Here is an 18,299-nt window from a genome sequence, read left to right as displayed (position 1 = left end):
CTTTTGCCTGCGGTTGCTTACCGCTTGGTGTTCGCTCCCGCCTTCAACACCACGGCTGAGTTGAAGCCGCCGTGTCCCCGAGCCACCACTAGGGCGGTGGTGAACTTCCCTTCCCGGGCATCACAGACGAGGTCAAGCAGGGGGTGGGCCGACGGGGCGTTGGGGGTCGGCGGGAGGACGCCGTAGCGCATGGCGAGCAAGGCTGTCGCGGTGTCCACGGCACCGCCTCCTGAGTAGAGCCGACCATAGCCGGATTTGGGGGCCGTCACCGGGACTGCGCGGGAGCCGAAGACCCTGGCCAGGGACTCAGCCTCTGCGCGGTCCCAGTCGGGGACTGCCGCCGCGTCGGCGAAGACCACGTCGACCTCGCCGGGGCGTACCTGTGCCTGGGTGAGGGCTTGATCGATCGCGGTGGGCAGCGACGAGGACCGATCGCTCTCCGGCGGTGGGTCGAACGACGCACCGAAGCCCTCGAGGCTGCCGTAGGGTTCGGCGGACCGGGCGCTGGCGGCGGCGGGTGTCTCCGCAACCAGGACCGCGCCGCCCTCACCTGGGACCCAGCCGTCGGCTTTCTCGTGGAAGGGCCGGTAGGCTTTCTCGTGATCGGTTTGGCCGGACAGCAGCCCACTGGACCACTGACACACCATGCCGTACGGGCTCAGCGCCGAGTCTGTGCCGCCGCACAGCATGATCGACGACGTCCCGTCGGCGAGCGCCTGGTCGGCCACGGCGAGCGCATCCAGCCCGCCCGCGCCCTCGGCGACGACCGCGTCGCATTGGCCGCGGATGCGGTGGTGGATCGAGGTCTGCCCGGTGGTGGCGGCGTAAAACCAGGCGATTGACTGGTAGGCGCTGACGTGCTGCGGGCCTTGGGCCCACAGCGCGCTGATCTCTCGTTGGCCGAACTCGACTCCGCCCGCTGAGCTCGCCAGGGCGATTCCCGCGTCGTATTCGGCGACGGCCGCCAGATCCAGCGCAGCGTCGTCCAGAGCGAGGAGGCTCTCCTCCAAACCCTGCCGGGTCCACACATCCGTCTGTGCGATCAGGCGGGACGGTATGCCGGTGGCCCCGTGGTCGCGCAGCTGGCCGGCCAGTGTGAACGGGTAGGTGCTGTGATCGAAGCGGGTCAGTTCGCTCAGGGTCACGGTGCTCGCGGACACGGTCTTCCAGAACTCGTCGAGTCCCTTGCCTGCAGAGGTCCACACTCCGATCCCGGTGACGACGGCAGTCATGCTCGCCCACCGTCGTGGGCGAGTGCGACCGCGCTTTGGAACCCGCCAAATCCGGACCCGACACTGATCAGGGCGCGGATTCGGGCGGCGCGTCCGGTTTCGGGAACGTAATCGAGGTCGCACTCGGAATCGGGGGTCTGGTAGTTGGCTGTGGGGACAATGAACTGGTGCCGCAGCATGAGCGCACAGGCTGCGAGTTCCAGGGTGCCGATGGCACCGAGTGAGTGGCCGATCATGCTCTTAATGGAACTCATCGGCACGGATCTGGCCCGGGCACCCAGTGCGGTTTTGACGGCCGCCGTCTCGTGCCGGTCGTTCTGCTTGGTGCCGGATCCGTGGGCGTTTACATAATCGATCTCGTCCGGGTCGAGTTCGCTTGCCTCAAGTGCTGCGCGGATCGCCTCGGCCATCTCGCGGCCGTCGGTACGCAGGCCGGTCATGTGGTAGGCGTTGGCACGGCTGTGCGCTGCGAGCAGCCGCCCGTAGAGGTCGGCGGCGCGGTCCTCGGCGCGGTGCGGCATCTCCAGGACTAGAGCCGCCGCGCCCTCGCCCAGCACAAAGCCATCGCGATCGCGGTCAAAGGGACGGCTGGCATGCGCCGGGTCATCATTGTTCGGGCTGGTGGCCTTGATGGCATCGAAGCACGCGACTGTTATCGGCGAGATAGGAGCGTCGGCACCCACGACGACCACCGCGTCGAGGTCGAAGCCGTGCAGCATCTGCAGGCCGTGGCGAGCCACGTCGAGACCTGAGGTGCAGCCGTTAGATACCAGCCGGCACGGTCCCTCGGCGCCGAGCGACCAAGCGACATCGCGGACAATGCTGCTGGGCACAAGGTGATCGTGCAGGCGGCCGCTCGCAGGCTCCAGATCGACCAGCCAGCGCGAGCCTCGTTCACTGAGACGCACGTACTCCCGCTCGAGGGCGACAGTGCAGCCGACCGCGCTGCCTACCACCACTCCGATTCGTCCGGGTGTGGTGCGGATGCCCGCGTCGTGCCACGCTTCGGTGGCCGCGGTGACCGCGAGCTGGTTAGCCCGGTCCGCGTCACGCAGCCAGGTATCGGCGACTGCAGCGGAGTCGAACTCACACTCAGCAGCCACTCGTGACCGAAACGGCGCCGGGTCGAAGCTGCTGATCGTGCGTGTTGCGGTCCGGCCCGCGGCGAGTAGCTCCCAGAACGCGTCACGTCCGGTACGGCCCGGGGCGACGGCGCCAACGCCCGTGATTGCGGCTGTAGCGGGACTACTCGTGGACATTCCGGGGCTCCTTGCTCCCGGATATGATCGCGGATCCCTGCATCGCCTTAGGCTCTGTCGCTGCGGGCGCCGGCTCGGTCTCCACGTGCCCTAATCCAGGCGAGGGTGCGACACCATAAAGACTGAACACCACACGCGCGAACACGGTGGATTCGTTCAGTACCTGGTGTCGCGCGTTGCGGGGGACTCGGATCGCGCCGCCCGGCTCGAGCGGCACGTGGTCGCCGTCAATCCCCACGACAACAGAACCGGAGGCCACGTACAAGCACTCCTCGGAGAAGGGATGGTAGTGCTCGCGGAACACCTCTCCCGGAGCAAGGTCGAGCACACCGAACAGGCCATCCTCGCAGCCGGACGACGGCCCGAACAGCAGCCGCATCGATCCGCCCCGGTGCGTGCGCGCAGGCACGTCATCGACCGACTTGTGACGGGTTTCCAGGTCTTCCGCAGTCATCACTGTCCCTCCTCGGACGACCAGGTGTAAAATTCATTCGCCATGGCGTCACCCGCCGTCCGCCATTCCGGCGAATACGGGGTTACGAACGTCGAAAGACGCTCGTTCACCTCCTGGAAGTCCGGGTCGTCGCGCACCTGTTCGAGTGGTCCGAGGACCGGTGCGTCGGCGTCGATCAGGTGCAAGTACAGGTCGCGGTAGTGGAACAGCGACCGCCTGCGCACACCGAGCCGGTGCGGCAGATTGGTGGCGTCGGATTCGGCGAAGATCCGGCCGATGTCCGCCAGCGAACGCCGGTCAGCGCGGGCGATGATCAGTGTCCGATGTTGTCCTGTCACCGGGTTCCTCCTTCGGGGAAGTCGTGCGTCATCAGATCGTTGCTGTGGGTTCTCCAGTGAGGGTCTAGGCCGGATTCTCAAGGGCGGCCGGTGCTGGTGCCGTCACTGTGGTCGCATGCGTGATTTGTTGACTGTTCTGGTGCTCGTGGGATCTGGTGTCACCGCTGGTGTTATGTGCTGCGTCGCGTTGAGCCTCGTACCGGGTTTCCGCGCACTGTCCTACGAGGACTACGTCGAGGCCCACATCGTGTTCGGCAGGCACTTCGACAAGGTGATGCCCCCGGTCGTCGTGCTCACCGTGCTCGGGATGGTCGCTCTGCTCTTCATTGCGGGGCCGTCGCTGCTGCGTGTGGCGGCGCTGGCTTGTCTGTTCGCAGTGTCCTTGGTATCGCAGTTTGGGAACGTGCCTATCAACCGACGGGTCAAGTCGGGCCGGGCCCCTGTGGCCGAAGACCCACGCGCGGCATGGCGGCGCTGGCACTTCGTCCGGCTCACCGCCTCGGTCGCGGCCCTGGCGCTGTTCAGCGTGCAGGTGGTCACTGGCTGACCGACCACCGTACCGGCAGGCTGTCGAGGATCACGTGAAGCCCGGGCAGGTACACCGGCTCGTGGCCGGGTGGCAGCTCCAGGTCGGGCAGCCGCTGTGCAAATCTGCGCAACGTCAGCGTGAGCAGCTGTCTGCCCAGCGCTTCGCCGACACAGGAGCGCGGGCCGTGCCCGAAACCGAAGTGCTCGGTGCGCCCCCGGTCCAGCTTGATCTCGTCTGGGTCTGGGAACACCTCGCCGTCCCGATCGGCCGACTGGTAGCTGATCATCAGCTCTGTCTTCGGCGGCAGCGTCACCGCTCCGACTCGCACGGATTTCGTGGTACGCCGCATGAGTCCGCGCACCGGGCTGCGGTAACGGACGAGCTCATCGGCCGCCGCGGTGGCCAGTCCCGGATTGGCCACGAGCCGCTGCCACAGCGCGGGGCGGCGCAGCAGCTCCAGCAAGCTGGTGCCGAGTGCGGCCGTGGTGGTGAAATGACCGGCGGCGATGAGTCCCGTCATGCCATCGACGACTGCTTTTCGCTCGGCCACCGAGAGCGGTCCGGTGCCCGAGGCCATGGCGGCGACTACGTCACTGAAGAGGTCTTCGCGGGGCCGCTGCCAGCGTTCCTGTCCGTACCGGTCTAGCAGCTGCTGATAGCTAACAACCTGGCGGGCAAGTGCCATCTGGTCGTCCGCAGGCAGCTGCGCGGCGACCGAGTGGAGTTTCATGAACCGGTAGGTGCCGTCGACGAACTCGTCGTAGTCCTCCGGGGCGATGCCGAGTATCGGCGCCTTGACCCGCACAGGCAACTGCCGAGCGAACTCGGCCATGAGCTCAGCCTCGCCCCGACCGGCGAACTGGTCAATCAGAACGTCGATCTCGGCGAGCACCGCCTCCTCGCGCTGCGCGATCCGTTCCGGGTCAAAGGCCTTCATGATGGGGGTGCGCACGCGTTTGCGGGCTTCGTCGACCGCGTCCTCGCGAATGGCAACCGGGACTTCCGAGAAAGTCTTGGCAAGCTCCGCGTAGGCTTCGTCCGTGAGCCGGGCGAGCCGGTCGGGCACCGTGGCGAGGCTGAACGCCTTGGTGTTACCCAGGATCGCCTTCACATCCTCGTGCCGTGTCACGATCCAGGCATCCAGTTCGGGCGAATGAAACACCGGTTCGACGGTGCGCGCCTCGGCCAACAGCTCATCCTGGGGGTCGACGCCGAAAGGCCGGAAGCGGGTGCCGACAGGGTCGTCCTCGCCGAGCCGCTCGGCCAGGTCGACTGCAGTCAGCACGTCCGTACACTCCGGCAACCCCGCCCAGGTGGCCGCGATGAACCCGTCCGGCCGAATCAGCACGGTTCCGCCCTGGTGGAGTCCGTAGACGCGACGCCACTCGCCGTCGGGGTCGGAGCACTCTCCGCCGGGTCCGATCAGGAGTGCATCGAGCGGCCGTGTGGACTCGGCGAGCCCGGCCGCGAAGTCCCCGGACCCGTGGTGGTGGCTGTCGACCAGGGCTGTGAAGCGGCCGTAGCGGCAGAGATCGTGGAGCGCGACCGGACCGCTGGAGCAAGCCAGGGTGACGTGCGGTGCGCGGCAGCCTGGTTCGGCGATGCGCTCCCGAGGATCGTCGACGTGGCAGTCCCGGCCTCGGGCTGGCATGTCGTCCGGGTAGCGGTAACCGAAAGACACGGCAAGCTCGTCGAGCATTCGGTCGGAAACGTCTTCGATCGCACTACCCTGCCGGATGGTGAACCGAAGCATCGATTGCGACACGACCAGGTGGGCAACCGGCAGCCGTTCGGTCTCATAGGAGTCGAGCAGTCCCGCCGAGGCGTGGCCGTGCACTACGTGCGCGATCTTCCAGCAGAGGTTGTGCACGTCCTGGATCCCAGTGCTGGCACCGAATGCACCGGTCGGCGGCATGACGTGGGCGGCGTCTCCGGCGATGAACACGCGACCTCGACGCAATCGTTCGGCCACCCGGCCCGCGATCTCCCACGGCAGCAGCTCGTCGCTCAGGATTTCGACATCGAGATCCGGCACGCCGACGCCGGCGCGCGTCTTGCGCACGCACCACTCGCGGTCGAACTCGGCCGGATCTTCGCCCTTCTCCGGGTAGTACGAAACGTTGAAGACCCAACGATCGATGTTGTCCAGGGGCATGAGGGTCCCCTTGAACCGGTCGTTGAGCACGTAGGCGGCGATGATGCGCCGGTCTCGCAGGTAGGGCGTTAGGTCGGCGCGGAAGAAGTAGCTGACCATCGAGGAGAGCGTCCCGGGCCCTTCGGTCGCAATGCCGAGCTTCTCGCGCAGAGGGCTGCGCCCACCGTCCGCGGCGATCACGTAGTCCGCCGATACCTCGTGCTCGGCGCCGGTCTCACAGTCGTGCAGCCCGACGCGGACACGGTCTTCCTCCTGCGTCAATTCGGTACACTCGGTGCCGAATCTGATCTCGCCCGCACCGCCGGGCAGCTGTTCGAGCAGCAGCGGTTCGAGGCGATTCTGGTCGATCAGGGACCAGCCGTGCGAGCTGACGAGCTTCACCTCGTCTTGTGACGCTCGGGGCAGGCGGATCCGCTCCTCACCTGCGAGTGAGTGGACGTGGATGAGCTGGTCGTTGATCGCGATAGGTGACCGATTGTCCGCCAGTGCCCGGCCGAGGCCGAGCGAGCCGAGTACTTCGCTGGCACGGGGGTTGATCGCCCGTGCCTTCGGGTGCCGTGAGGTGGTCGAGTGCCGGTCGACCAGCAAGAACTCAATATCGAGTCGCGCCAGACACAACGCTGCTGACAAGCCGGTGAGGCCTCCGCCGACGATCAGCACAGGAACATGGGTGTCGGTCACTGCTGCACCTTTCATGGTCATCGTGGAGGGACGCGGTCAGCGCTGGGCGACGACGACGGAGTGGTCGGCGAGCACCCGATGGGAGCGGGGGGTGTGGAAGCCGGCGTCTAGGAGCCATCGGGAGCACTGCTCGACGCTGTATTCGGAACCTCCGCCAGAGGCGAGCATGAAGGTGAGGCTGTAGAACAGTCGGTGCAGGTCGAGCGGCGATCCGTCGATCATGCGGTCGTAGACCACGATCATCCCGCCGGGATTGAGTGCCCGATGTGCGTGCTCCATGAGAAGAACGCGGTTCTCCGGGCTCCAGTCATGCAGCACGTGCCCGAACACGAGCACGTCGACCCGAGGTAGGTCGTCGGCGAAGAAATCGCCCGCCTGGAAGGTGACGCGGCCGGTGGTGCCCAGTGCGGTCATGTGCTCGTCAAAAAACTGCGCGGACTGGGCGCGGTCGAGGCAGATGCCCTTCAGGTGCGGCTGAGCGAGCACGAGGTGCGCGCTGAGGTTGCCGCGGCAGCCGCCGATGTCGGCGAAGCTAGTGAACCTGTCCCACGGCAGCAGCCGGGCCAGCTCGCCCGCCATCGCGGTGCTGTGGGAGTCCATGGCCGTCATGAATCGGCGTACCCGGTCGGGTTCGGTGTGCACGTTGACCCGGAACAGGTGGTCGCTGTCGTCGGGCGGGATCGGGGCCTGGGCTTGCCCAGTGCGCAGCGCTTTCGTGAGCTTGCCCCATGCCGGGTAGAAGGTGTCGTTGGTCGTCTCGGCGAATCCGCCCACATAGGTGGGCTTCGCGCGGTCGAGGTACTGTTCGCTGACGGCGCTGTTGCGATAGTGCTCGCCGTCCTTGACTAGCAAGTCGAGCGCGACCAGCGTGTCCAGGAAGTGCCGGCTCAGCCGGGGATGCAGGCTCAGCTGTTTACGGAGTTCGTCCTCAGTCATTCTCTTGCCGTCGGCCAACGTCGAGAACAGGTCGATCTCGACTGCGGACATGAGCGTTTTGGAACCGCAGTAAGCGAGCAGCACCTCGTGGAAGGCCTGCGGTGTCGCGGCCGTGGTGTCCTGGGCGGCTCTGGTCGGGCCGGTGTCGGTCGTCTTCACCTCGGGTACCTACCTTCGGGCGTGGGTCCGGCGTCGTCACCAGCGCACCCCGCGGCACTCCAGTACACCGTGATTGCCGGTAGTCGATCGCAGCTCGATCCCCGCACAACGGCGGAGGAGAAGTGTCTGGGGCGAACCCAGGACAAGGAGGCTGCCGATGTCTGGAATCGCACCCGAATCCGACTCGGTCGGTGATGAGTACGATCCTATCGAGCTACAACAGTCCCCTTGGGGCTTCTACGCCAGGGCACGACGGGAGGAACCAGTCTTCTACGCGCCCGCAACTGGCGCTTACATGGTCACCCGGTACGACGACGTCCGCCGTGTTCTCGGTGACGTCGAGGTCTTCTCGATGGCCGGGGTCCTGCGCGTGATGGAGGTGCTCAGCAACGACGCCCGGACCGAGCTGCAGAAGGCATTCCCACCGTTCACGCCTGACGAGGAGCCCGGCGACGCCGCTCGGTTGAAGGCGCGCGAGCCGATCGCCCGCGCCTTCAGCCCCGAACGGGTGCGGGCGATGAACGCCGAGCTGACGGCGACGATCTCCGCATTGCTCGACAGGCTCGACCAGCGCGGACCGGGTGACCTGATGACCGCTGTGGGCAGGCCGCTACCGATCCACGGCAAGGCGCTGGCTCTCGGTTTCCGCGACGAGGATCTCCCAGCGCTCGTCGATGGGGCGTACGCGCTGTCGGTGCTCAGCTCCGCAGGGGCCTCCCTGGATGGTGCGAAGCAGCTCGAACTGGCCGGTGCGGTCGTGCCGTATCAGCGCCTGCTCACCGACTACGTCACCGAGCGGATCGCGTCCCCTGGCACCGACCTCATCTCCCAGATCGTGACGGCCGTACAGGACGGCGGCTCCACCCACACTGCGGCGGTGGCGCGTACAACCGTGGAGACCCTGATCGCGCTGATCGGGGCTGGGCAAAGCACCACCACATCATCGCTCGGTCTCGCGGTCCACCGGCTGTTGTCCGACGGTGCCAGTTGGCGAGCACTCGCAGCAAACCCGGGCCTGGCGCCGCAGGCAGTAGAGGAACTGCTGCGGTTGGACTCCCCGATTCAGGCGCTCAGTCGGCGCACGACCTGCCCGGTGACTCTCGGGGGTGCCGAGCTGGAGAGCGGCACCAACGTGATGGCTGTGTTCGCCTCCGCCAACCGCGACGAAGCAGAGTTCGGGGACAGCGACAGTCTGCGCATCCGCCGCACCCCCAACCGGCACTTGACCTTCGGGCACGGCCCGCGATCCTGCGTGGGGATGCACCTGGCGCGGCGGCTGCTCTCCGGCGCGATCGGCGAGCTCGCACAGCGGTTCCCGGATCTGCGCCCATCGGGCGAAAAGGCATTGAGGCTGTGGCCCGGGATGCACCGACTGGTCCGCGCGCTCGACGTCGAGTGGTGAAAGGAGATCCTATGCGTGTCCTGGCCGTGACGAACCCCGCCGAAGGCCACTTCTTTCCGATGGTGCCGTTCCTATGGGCCCTGCGTGCCGCCGGGCACGAGGTTCTCGTCGGCGCTGCCGAAAGCTTCCTACCGCACGTCACCGGGGCGGGCATGGCCGGCGCGGCCACCGCGCCGCCAATGGAGATGGTCGAGATCATGCGCCCGGACACCGGTGACCGCGCGCCCCAGCAACCCCCAACAGAAAGCGCCGCCCGCGCGGGCACCGGCGAGGGGTTCGGGCGGCTCGCGATGCTCAACCACACCGGCGTCGGCGAGATCTGCGCCACCTGGAAGCCCGATGTCATCGTCGGTGAAACCTCGGCCTACGCGGCCGGGATCGCCGCCTCCCGGGCCGGCTGTCCCCACGTCGAATTCCTCTGGGGCATCCCGCTGCACACCGATATCCACGGCGCGGGGCTGGAGGCACTCGCTCGCCAGGAGCTCGAACCGGCACCGCCCATGCGGACCATCGGGGTGTGCCCGCCTTCGTTCCTGGTGAGGGGCCAATCCAATCCAGACTGGGCCATGCGCTACGTGCCCTACAACGGCCCTGCCCATATGCAGTCCCGGTTCCTCGCCCAGCCCGAGCGGCCCCGTGTCCTGGTGACGCTGGGAACGGTCCTGCCCCGGTACGGCGACGTGGGGACGCTGGTTTCGGACCTCGTTGCCGCCCTGAACGAGCAGGATCTGGACGTGGTCGTGGCAATGCGGGAGTCGGACAGGGCGAAGCTGGGCGACCCGGCGAAGCTACCAGGCCCAGTTCGCGAGGCGACCTGGATGCCGCTTGCCGCCGTCGTCGGCACGTGCGCAGCCGTCGTCCACCACGGCGGATCGGGAACGACCATGACTTCGCTTGCGTACGGCGTCCCACAAATCGTCGTCCCGCACTTCGCCGATCAGTTCGTGAACGCCGCTCACCTGGTAGCGGGCGGGTGCGGTGTCCGAGCCAGGATCTCGACACCGGCCTCCGAGATTGCCGGGCTCGTCGACCAGGTCCTAGCAGACCCAGGCTACGCCGAACGAGCCGCCACGGTAGCCCGGGACTGCCAAGATCAGGCCGCACCGGCGCAGATCGCAGGTCACCTCACACGATCACTGACGGAAGGACGCAACAGTGTCTAAGCCGAAGACCTCCGCACAAGACCTGGGCCTGGGCTGCCTGAGCATGATCGGCGCCTACGGCGTAGAGGATCCCAAACAGGTTGCCGCCACCATTCATGCCGCGCTGGACCACGGAGTCGGCGTCGTCGACACCGCCGACTACTACGGCGATGGCGCCAACGAGGAACTTGTCGGTCGGGTTCTGGCCGGGAACCGGGACGACATCAGCATTTCGGTGAAGACAGGTATCCGCCCGGACCCCGACCGCGGGAAGATCCTCGACGGCTCTCGGGACTACCTACATGGCGCGTGCGACGCCTCACTCAAGCGCCTCGGCACCGACCACATCGACCTCTATAGCCTGGCCTGGGTGGACCCGAACGTGCCCGTGGAGGACTCGGTCGGCGCGCTGGGAGAACTGGTGCAGTCAGGCAAGATCCGCGGGATCGGCCTGTCGGAGGTCGCTGTCGGCACGCTTCGGCGGGCGTGTGCGGTGCACCCGGTCTCCGCGCTGCTGACCGAGTACTCGCTCTGGCAACGCCACGCCGAACCGGCGATCCTTCCCACGGCGGAAGATCTCGGGGTGCGGCTGTGGGCGTATGCGCCGCTGGGGCGCGGCTTCCTGACCGGAACGGTCTACGGCATCGACCACCTCGACGAGGGCGACTGGCGCCACAATTTCCCACGGTTCCTGGACGAGCACGTCGGGCGCAATCTCGCACTGCTCGGCCCACTGCGTGGGGTCGCGGATCGCCATGGGGTGACGATGGCCCAGGTTGCCCTGGCCTGGGTGCTCTCGCGACCTTCCGCCCCCCTGACCCTTGCCGGATGCAAAACTCCCCAGCATCTGGAGGAGAACCTCGGGGCAGTGGATCTCACGTTGGAGGAAGAAGATCTCCAGTGGCTTGAGGGCAGCTTCCCGGCCTCGTCGGTCAGCGGGGATCGCTACGCTCCGATGGTTGCAGCACTGATGGACGACGACTCGTAACGGGCCCGGAGGCGGCCAGGCTCGCTCCACTGTACTGGTGAGTGTGAAACCATACCTGTGAAGTTCCGGCGTGACAGGGACCGACCAGTCGCGGCGACACGCCGCAAACGTAGCTGCGAATCAGCAAGCAGGTCGTCACACGAAACTGCAGATTGCGATAAACGACGAAAATAATCCGGAGGGGGGCCATTACATGGTTGCGCCCACCGCGACCCGCGAAGCCATCGAACAAATGGTACTGGAAGTATTCACAGAGCAAGGGGCCTGTGCCGACCGCATCGACCCGACTGCGCTTTTGTCGCTGATCGGAATAGATTCGCTTGGAATTGCGGAAGTTGCAGTAGTAATGAACGACAAATTCGACCTCGAGATCGGGCTCTATGATCTGGAAGGTGTCACCAGTCTGCAAACGTTGCTCGCAGTTGTCTTCGATAAGGCAGGCTGCTAATGGCCGTGCAGGGCCGAGCGGGTCGTCGACGGTGTGCGAGGTCCAGGAATCCGCCAGAACTCCCAGGAACCTGCAGGCGGAACAGCGCCCGGTGCTGTCGGGAGAGCGGGAGCTGTTCCGTCTCGGGCTGCGTTCTCGACACCAGAGTGATCACTCCCACCAGCGCGAGCACGCCGGTCACGGAGATGATCCAGAACACCGGCCGTCGTCCCAAACGCGGAACGGCTGACCAGATGAGTGCGGTTCAGGGGCCCCACGTGACGGTGAGTGCGTCGCGGCGTCCGAATCGTTCGATGTCGCGAGTCAGGGCCTGTTGCGCCCGCTTTAGTGCGCGGGGTTCGCTGACGTCAAGTTCAATGACCAGCCCGTGAGGGTGCGCATGCAGGGTGCAGGTGCCAAATCCGAAGTCGGCGAAGCCGTAGGTGTCACCGCTGGTTTCGACATGCATGCCGCGGTTACTCAGGTGCTTACATAGCTGGCTGAGATAGCGGCGAGCTCGACTGGTTTCGGTAAGTCCTGTGGCAGTGGGCATTGAACCTGCCTTCCGCGGTAACGTATGCGTCGTGGAGCGATCCTCCCCGAACTCGTCGGCGATGACGACAATCACGGTTCCGCCCTGAGGCGGAGTTCAGACGACTCACGCCTGACGATACAGCCGTTTCTGCTGGCGGACGGAACCGATCTCGCTTGCCAGCATTCGAGCTCGGCTCGCATACTGCTCGGCACTGGAATGTTGCCGCTGCCGTTGCAGTGCACTGGCGAGGTCCACTCGCAGGGAGGCCTCAGCACGAATAAAGGTCGGGTCCAATTGTCCTAACGCCGCCACGAGGACTTCAGCCGCGCCCGAATCGCCGAGGCGGGCCAGAGCATGACCGCGCCAGCGAGCAAGGTGAACCTCATCTAGTGCGACATACGGCCCCTCGTTCACCTCGACCTCATGCAACGCAGTCTCGGCCTCGTCGAACGCACGGCGGCACTCAATCTCGTCCTGCGCTGCCGCTAGCGCTTCTCCGTGGGTCGCCGCTAGCCACGCACGCAAGCCAGCCGGCACCGCTCGCGTCCGCAGGTCACCGAGGAGCGCGACGGCATCCCGCGCACGGCCGACATCCACCAGTACCGTCGCCTGCTCCGCCCTGGCGTGCACCTCGTATCCCGGATCGCCGGATTCTCGGGCGGCACTGATCGCCTGGTCGTAGTAGCGCCACGCTTCCGATACCCGGCCGGCGTCCAGCGACTGCCAACCCGCGAGGGTGCAGACCTCCGACAGCAACTTCGCCAACGCCTCCCGGCGGCTCGGCTGCAGGCTGTGGCGGAGCAGGCCGTCGACCTGCTCCGCCTTCACCACGGTCTCCTGATGCGCCACCACAACACCGAGTTGGCGATCCAGCCGCCGTATCGTCCACAGCTGCTCGTGCAGCAGACGGATTACCTCGTCGTCCACACGTGCAGCACTGCCCAGGCGGTCCCGGAGTTCGTCAGCCGACGCAGTCTCCTGGCGATCAGCATCCGGCGGACTGAGTAACTCCGCGATCGGCAGCTCGAAGATGCGTTCCAGCAACCGCCGCGTCGCCGGGCGCACCTTGCCCAGCGGTTGCCCACCCGGCCCGCGGCCCGACACCAGGCGTTCCAGGTGACGGAGGCTCAGCGTGCCCGGCTCGCCGTGCTGCCGCGCGAAGCCGTCCGCATAGTCGGCGAACTCCTGCAACGTCATCCTCCGAACGTCGCGGATCTGCTGCTCGAGCACGGTCCTCGGCTTCGGTGCTTCGCCGGAGCTGCTGCTCTCCATATGTCGGCCTCGTGTCGGGTTCCTGTCGTATCGATGTCGGTCGAGCTGACATCAAGCTGATTTCAGTCTTACATATCCCGTTGCTCCCAGCTATGAAGGTGAGCGATTTGAGAGAATTAGCCACACAAGACCGGCCCCGGCTGTACGTCGTCTGGCACCGCTGCGAGGTCGACCGGCAGCAGCACGCGGTCACCGACAAGGCATTCGCCGACGGAGTCCGGCAGCAGACCGGTGTCTACGACGCCTTGTGCGGACAAGCGGTACACCCGGGGTCGATGCTCCTGCCACCCGCGCCCCGGTGCCCAACCTGCGAGCAGCGCTGGACCGCCCATACGACTCCCGTTCGATCCGAGCCGCGACGCGGCCGACGGATGATGATCAGCCGCCTTCTGCGCAGGGCGCGGCGAGCGGAGTTCACATCGTGAGCAGCACCTACTATCTCGGACGTCCGTTGCCGGGTGTCGTCGGCGAGACGCGGCGGATGTGTCACGTGTTTCCGGCGCAGACCAGCGTTCCCACGCGACTCGTAGCCCTGTGCGGGGTGTCGTTCGATCGCGAGCAGCTCGAACTGCTCGACGGGCCACGCGGCATGCCCTGCGAACCGTGTCTCCGGTCCGTTCCGCGCCCGCGGCATGAGGTGCAGCTGACGTGAACGAGGAAATCCTGCGCCGCCTGGCAGCCATCGAGCGACAGCTCAACGAGGTCATCCGACTCCTGGACATCCTGATCGCGAGTCCCTGGCCACGGTGTGACGGCGATCCGCCACCGCCTCTCGAGGAACCGTGTCCAGAGCCCCGCAGGAGCGATCGTGACGGCTCCGAATGGTGGCGTCACTGCCGTCACCGACGTTGTTTCCGCAGGTAAAAGCCATGCCCTGGGCGTCACACGTGCTGTGACGCCCAGGACGCCTGTGACGGCATCACGGATCACCGCCGTCACGCTGCAACGCCGCCATCCGCCGCAGGTCGGCGACGACATACCCACGGACCTGCCGCAACTCACCGTCCTCGGCCGGGACACGGCGCCGCTCCGACGAGCAGCCCAACTCGGTCATCTGCCGACCGAAGGCATTCGGGTCGACGTCGAGTGCGTCCACGAGCTCTGCCGTGGGGATGAACTCCCGGTCCCCTGCGTGCTCGTTGACGTACTCCAGCACCTCCGCGAGCGGCTCCGGCAGCTCCGCCATGACCTTGGCCTCGGAACTGATCGCCTTCGCCTCGGCAACAGGGTCCACCCGCACGGCCGTGTCCTCTCCCGTCGCATGGCCCGTCAGCGTCCCCGCCGCCTGCCGCAGCGCCCGCCCACGACGGCAGATCTCCTGCCAGTCCTCTCCCGGCATGTAGTAGGTCCGCACCGTCATTGCGAGCACGTCCGCGCCCGCCTCAGTCTCTCCGTCGGGACGCAGGATGCCCACGCCCTTGTGCGAGGGAAGCAGCCGACTGCTGTCGTGGCCGCGCGTGTTCATCTGCTCGCCGAGCACGATGTTGCTGTCCCGCCAATCCATGACACGCAACGCGAAACGCGACCCGAGCACCGCCCGCAGTCCCGACGGGATTGTCTTCGAATCCGGCCGCTGTGTGGCGAGAACCAGCACGATTCCCGCGGCCGGCGCCTTCTTCGCCAACCAGGTCAGCAGTTCGCCGATGTATTCCCCCGCCGGTACGTTCTTGCCCTGCACCTCGATGGGTGTCCGGTCCTCGAGCGGCACCTGCACCTCGTCGATGAAGAGCGCCGTGATCGGCATGTTCAACGCCGTGTCCCGCGACATCGCCGGTGTCACCTTCGACTCCGGACAGACCTCGTCGTCGAGGTCACGCATCCGCCGATACCGGTCCTGCACCTCGGCCACCAGCTCCACCAGCCAATCCTTCAGCGCGACAATGTGCTCCGCGTCGTCGCCGGACAGGAAGCGGTGAGCCACCTGTTCAGCCGCCATCCAGTCCTTGCCGGCCTTGAAATCCGCCACGTACAGCCGCGTGTGCGGGTCGAGGATCAGCCCGGCCGCTGCCAACCGTGTGGCGAACGTCTTTCCCTGCCTCGGAATGGCACCGACCAGCAGCGACGTCCACACCAGCGGCAGGTCGATCTTGCGATCCCGTGCGTCCCGTCCGAACGGCACCGGCTTCCAGGCGTCCCAGTGCTGCACGTTCACCAGCGGCGTGCGCAACGGCGGCTTGGCATACGGGTCCTCATCGGCGACCCACATCGCCACCCGACCAGCGTGTCCACCGTTGCCACGCACGCGCTCGACCATCAGCTGGATCTCGTCCACCGCCAGCGCCGAGGCCAACGCCTCCCGATGCTTCACCACGTCCGCCGCCTTGCGCGTGGCCGGCAGGTCGACCGTCACCGACCAGCCGTCGCCCACCCGGGACGCCCGCTGCACCAGGCGTAGGGACTCGTCCTTGCCGAGCAACTTGGCATCGCGGAACGCATCGACGAGGATCTGCGGATCCATCGTCCACGTCAGCGCACGCGAACCCGACAACGACGGTTTGCGTCCCGGCTGGCCGTCCTTACGTCGTCCCAGGACTGCCAATGCCACGCATGCGACACCACCGATGGTCCACAGTGGAACCTCACCCCACACGTAAGCGGCCACGGCAATGAGCACACCCGCCGCAACGGATACCGCACCCGTCACCTTCCACCGGAACAACGTCAGTTCACGGATCTCCGTGAACTTGTCGGCGAGCTTCTGGGATTCCTCGGCCGCCTCACGGTAGTCCCGCACGGTGACCCACCGCCGCCATAGGCGAAAGCCGGTCACGAGGCCGCGGCCCACCGCCCGCAGCAGGCGCCACGGCGAGCGCAGCACCACGGTGATCCAGTCCTTCACGAGCTGTGTCGCCTGCTCGTGCGTCTTCAGGCTCACCGGTACCCGTGGGGATGCCTGCCACCACCGCTTCAACCGCAACCGCCACGGCAACCGAACGGACGGGAAAGGCTGGTCCTCCACGAGTTCGCCGTCGAGGATCGCTCTGTCGACATCCCGTGAACGGTCCGGTGCCACCTCGGCCCCGACGTTCACGGAATCCGTGTCGTCGTTCATGGCCGGTCACCTCCCGACACGACCTCCGCGGCGAGGGCTTCGGCGAGACGCGACGACAGTCCGCGCGAACATCCGGTCGCCTCACGAATCCACGCCGGAGTGATGACGACCTCCGGCGTCCATGCCTGCCGTGCCTCGTCGAGGTAGTCGTTGAACAGCTTGCGACGCACCGGTTTGCGGACCTCTGTGGCGGCAGGCCCCGGCCGATCACCTTCCCGTCGGGCCTCGCGTACCGCCGCGTTCACGGCGTCCGTCAGCTTGTCGCGCAGATCCGTCACGGCTTCGGCGGCCACGAACACCAGCAGCGGCGGCACCGAGTGCAGGACGATGCCCGCAGGAGAACCGTTCGCGTACGCCTCCCAGGTGTTCATGACATAGGTTGCCGACAGCGTGAACCACTTCGCCCGGCGCACCCACGGCCCGGTGGCGATCTGGTATCGAGCGGTCACCTGTTCGGCGCGGAGGATCGCGAGGAGCACGAGGGACACCGTCGGATCGAGCAACCACGCTGCAAGCCACGGCAGCGACCACGCGCCCGCATCGCCGGCAGCGAACGACTGGACATTCGTCATCGTGAACGCCAGCCCCAGTACGATGCCAGCCCAGCACAACCGATCCACCTGCGTACGCACCCGCTCGACCCGGAGTGCGACGACATCCGGATCGGTCTGGTGGGCACGCAGCTCGGCAGCGTCCGCCGCGTCGCGGACGAGCACGTCGGCCTTCCGAGCGGGGCCGGGTGGCCGCCCGTCGGCGGCCACCCGGTTCGATCCGTCCCCACTCATCGCCGATCACTCCGCCTGGTGGTCGTGTCCAGCGACGTGACCGTCAGCATGCGGGTGAGCACGTACGCCGCCAGCAGGTCCGGCAGCGCAAGCACCACGATCAGCAGCGTCGTGTTGCCCGGGTTGGCGATGACGAGCCACTGCACGCCGACGAACGCAGCCGCCATGAGCCCGACGCGGCCGACCAGCGACACCACCCGGGCTCCCGCACGTGCCTTCTCCGCCGCCTTCCGCGCGCGGGCCCTACCGGCCCGCCACACGAGCGCCAGTGCCAGCAGTACACCCGCACCTGCGAGAACCTGCTCGGGAGTGAGGTCGATCGTCATTCGTCGTCACCTCCCCAGACGCCCCGGTTGACGTGCCGCCACTTCCAGACGCGGTGAACCCGACGGCGATCGGTATCGGAGAGGGCGCCCCAGATCCCGAGCGTGTCCTCACCGGCCTCGCGCAGCTCGAGTTCGAGGCATTCCTGAATGACGGGGCACCCCGCGCACGCCCACGAGGCGAGCGCCCGATCGGGGTCGGCCGCACCGGTGAGATCCGGAAGGAGCTCCCGGTCGAAGGCCCAGAAGCACAGGCCGTCCCACCTGACGATGCTGCGGAGAACCTCGTCGGGCACGTCAGCCAGGTAGTCGAGGTCGGCGGCCAGCTTGTCGTAGTCGTCCTGGTTCATCGGGCTTCACCCCCGTTGAGGCGGGCGATCTCCCGAGCGGTCCGACGCTGCGCGATCATGCGTGCCGGATCGACGCACTGCCCGGACTCAGCGGCGGCGGTGACGAGCTGTTCGAGCGCCGCCGCCGGGATGACGTAGCGGTAGCGGACACGGACCGCGGGGAAGGCGTCCTCGCGGATGGCCCGGTAGAGGGTGGACGGGTCGACGCGCACGATCCGCGCCGCCTCTCGGACTGTGTAGAACACCGGCGCACCAGTATTCGGCATGGGGGTATCCATGA

At 66.9% G+C, this 18,299-nt stretch carries 19 protein-coding genes; 6 read left to right on the top strand and 13 right to left on the bottom strand.

Going from position 1 to position 18,299, the window contains the following annotated elements:
- Window positions 1–17: 17 nt before the first annotated feature.
- From FHS23_RS20425 to FHS23_RS20410, 4 genes are read right to left on the bottom strand one after another with little or no spacing between them, the layout of a single operon-like run.
- Window positions 18–1,232, bottom strand: a complete 1,215-nt coding sequence (locus tag FHS23_RS20425; RefSeq protein ID WP_183658611.1) for a beta-ketoacyl synthase N-terminal-like domain-containing protein — start codon at window positions 1,230–1,232, stop codon at window positions 18–20.
- On the bottom strand, window positions 1,229–2,491 hold the full coding sequence (locus FHS23_RS20420) for a beta-ketoacyl-[acyl-carrier-protein] synthase family protein (RefSeq protein ID WP_183658609.1): 1,263 nt from the start codon (window positions 2,489–2,491) through the stop codon (window positions 1,229–1,231). Before FHS23_RS20420 ends, FHS23_RS20425 begins: the two co-directional genes overlap by 4 nt.
- A complete protein-coding gene (locus FHS23_RS20415) occupies window positions 2,478–2,945 on the bottom strand; it encodes a cupin domain-containing protein (RefSeq protein ID WP_183658606.1) in 468 nt (155 codons plus the stop codon). Before FHS23_RS20415 ends, FHS23_RS20420 begins: the two co-directional genes overlap by 14 nt.
- Window positions 2,945–3,283: a TcmI family type II polyketide cyclase gene (locus tag FHS23_RS20410; protein ID WP_183658604.1), complete on the bottom strand. Its 339-nt coding sequence runs from the start codon at window positions 3,281–3,283 to the stop codon at window positions 2,945–2,947. Before FHS23_RS20410 ends, FHS23_RS20415 begins: the two co-directional genes overlap by 1 nt.
- Before the next feature lie 115 nt (window positions 3,284–3,398).
- Between FHS23_RS20410 and FHS23_RS20405 the strand changes: the two genes are divergently transcribed.
- Window positions 3,399–3,830, top strand: a complete 432-nt coding sequence (locus FHS23_RS20405; RefSeq protein WP_183658602.1) for an anthrone oxygenase family protein — start codon at window positions 3,399–3,401, stop codon at window positions 3,828–3,830.
- On the opposite strand, the gene FHS23_RS20400 is transcribed toward FHS23_RS20405, so the two are convergent.
- Complete coding sequence (locus tag FHS23_RS20400) at window positions 3,820–6,648, bottom strand: cytochrome P450 (protein WP_183658600.1); 2,829 nt, start codon at window positions 6,646–6,648, stop codon at window positions 3,820–3,822. The genes FHS23_RS20405 and FHS23_RS20400 overlap by 11 nt on opposite strands.
- A 36-nt stretch (window positions 6,649–6,684) precedes the next feature.
- Window positions 6,685–7,743 carry a methyltransferase gene (locus FHS23_RS20395; RefSeq protein ID WP_183658598.1) on the bottom strand — a complete coding sequence of 353 codons (1,059 nt, stop codon included), beginning with the start codon at window positions 7,741–7,743 and terminating at the stop codon, window positions 6,685–6,687.
- Between the two features lie 352 nt (window positions 7,744–8,095).
- Between FHS23_RS20395 and FHS23_RS20390 the strand changes: the two genes are divergently transcribed.
- From FHS23_RS20390 to FHS23_RS23830, 4 genes are all read left to right on the top strand, one after another.
- The gene (locus tag FHS23_RS20390) at window positions 8,096–9,145 is read left to right on the top strand and encodes a cytochrome P450 (RefSeq protein WP_183658596.1); all 1,050 of its coding nucleotides are present in this window, start codon (window positions 8,096–8,098) and stop codon (window positions 9,143–9,145) included.
- Window positions 9,146–9,156: 11 nt separating this feature from the next.
- Entirely contained in the window at window positions 9,157–10,308 is a 1,152-nt protein-coding gene (locus FHS23_RS20385) for a glycosyltransferase (RefSeq protein WP_183658594.1), read from the top strand.
- Complete coding sequence (locus tag FHS23_RS20380) at window positions 10,301–11,275, top strand: aldo/keto reductase (RefSeq protein WP_343054137.1); 975 nt, start codon at window positions 10,301–10,303, stop codon at window positions 11,273–11,275. The genes FHS23_RS20385 and FHS23_RS20380 overlap by 8 nt, the downstream gene beginning before the upstream one ends.
- Before the next feature lie 70 nt (window positions 11,276–11,345).
- Window positions 11,346–11,723, top strand: coding sequence for a phosphopantetheine-binding protein (locus FHS23_RS23830; protein WP_183658592.1), 378 nt, complete (start codon window positions 11,346–11,348; stop codon window positions 11,721–11,723).
- A 244-nt stretch (window positions 11,724–11,967) separates the two neighbouring features.
- Here FHS23_RS23830 and FHS23_RS20370 read toward each other — a convergent pair whose 3' ends face one another.
- Window positions 11,968–12,330 (bottom strand): DUF2218 domain-containing protein, encoded by a 363-nt coding sequence (locus FHS23_RS20370; RefSeq protein WP_183658590.1) that lies wholly within the window; start codon window positions 12,328–12,330, stop codon window positions 11,968–11,970.
- Between the two features lie 30 nt (window positions 12,331–12,360).
- Window positions 12,361–13,509 (bottom strand): NsdA family TPR-like regulatory protein, encoded by a 1,149-nt coding sequence (locus FHS23_RS20365; protein ID WP_183658588.1) that lies wholly within the window; start codon window positions 13,507–13,509, stop codon window positions 12,361–12,363.
- 421 nt (window positions 13,510–13,930) lie between these two features.
- Here FHS23_RS20365 and FHS23_RS20360 point away from each other — a divergent pair, with 421 nt between their 5' ends.
- Entirely contained in the window at window positions 13,931–14,161 is a 231-nt protein-coding gene (locus tag FHS23_RS20360) for a hypothetical protein (protein ID WP_183658787.1), read from the top strand.
- A 267-nt stretch (window positions 14,162–14,428) separates the two neighbouring features.
- On the opposite strand, the gene FHS23_RS20355 is transcribed toward FHS23_RS20360, so the two are convergent.
- The 5 genes from FHS23_RS20355 to FHS23_RS20335 are packed head-to-tail and all read right to left on the bottom strand — an operon-like array spanning window position 14,429 to window position 18,297.
- Window positions 14,429–16,561 (bottom strand): FtsK/SpoIIIE domain-containing protein, encoded by a 2,133-nt coding sequence (locus FHS23_RS20355; RefSeq protein ID WP_183658587.1) that lies wholly within the window; start codon window positions 16,559–16,561, stop codon window positions 14,429–14,431.
- Entirely contained in the window at window positions 16,558–17,346 is a 789-nt protein-coding gene (locus FHS23_RS20350) for a hypothetical protein (protein WP_246382512.1), read from the bottom strand. The genes FHS23_RS20355 and FHS23_RS20350 overlap by 4 nt, the downstream gene beginning before the upstream one ends.
- Window positions 17,343–17,672 carry a hypothetical protein gene (locus tag FHS23_RS20345; RefSeq protein ID WP_183658585.1) on the bottom strand — a complete coding sequence of 110 codons (330 nt, stop codon included), beginning with the start codon at window positions 17,670–17,672 and terminating at the stop codon, window positions 17,343–17,345. The genes FHS23_RS20350 and FHS23_RS20345 overlap by 4 nt, the downstream gene beginning before the upstream one ends.
- Window positions 17,669–18,019, bottom strand: a complete 351-nt coding sequence (locus FHS23_RS20340) for a WhiB family transcriptional regulator (RefSeq protein ID WP_183658583.1) — start codon at window positions 18,017–18,019, stop codon at window positions 17,669–17,671. Before FHS23_RS20340 ends, FHS23_RS20345 begins: the two co-directional genes overlap by 4 nt.
- A complete protein-coding gene (locus tag FHS23_RS20335) occupies window positions 18,016–18,297 on the bottom strand; it encodes a helix-turn-helix domain-containing protein (protein WP_183658581.1) in 282 nt (93 codons plus the stop codon). Before FHS23_RS20335 ends, FHS23_RS20340 begins: the two co-directional genes overlap by 4 nt.
- Between the last annotated feature and the right edge of the window lie 2 nt (window positions 18,298–18,299).

This window comes from Prauserella isguenensis (assembly GCF_014191605.1).
Lineage (GTDB): Bacteria > Actinomycetota > Actinomycetes > Mycobacteriales > Pseudonocardiaceae > Prauserella > Prauserella isguenensis.
This window is presented reverse-complemented; position numbering and strand designations above follow the sequence as displayed.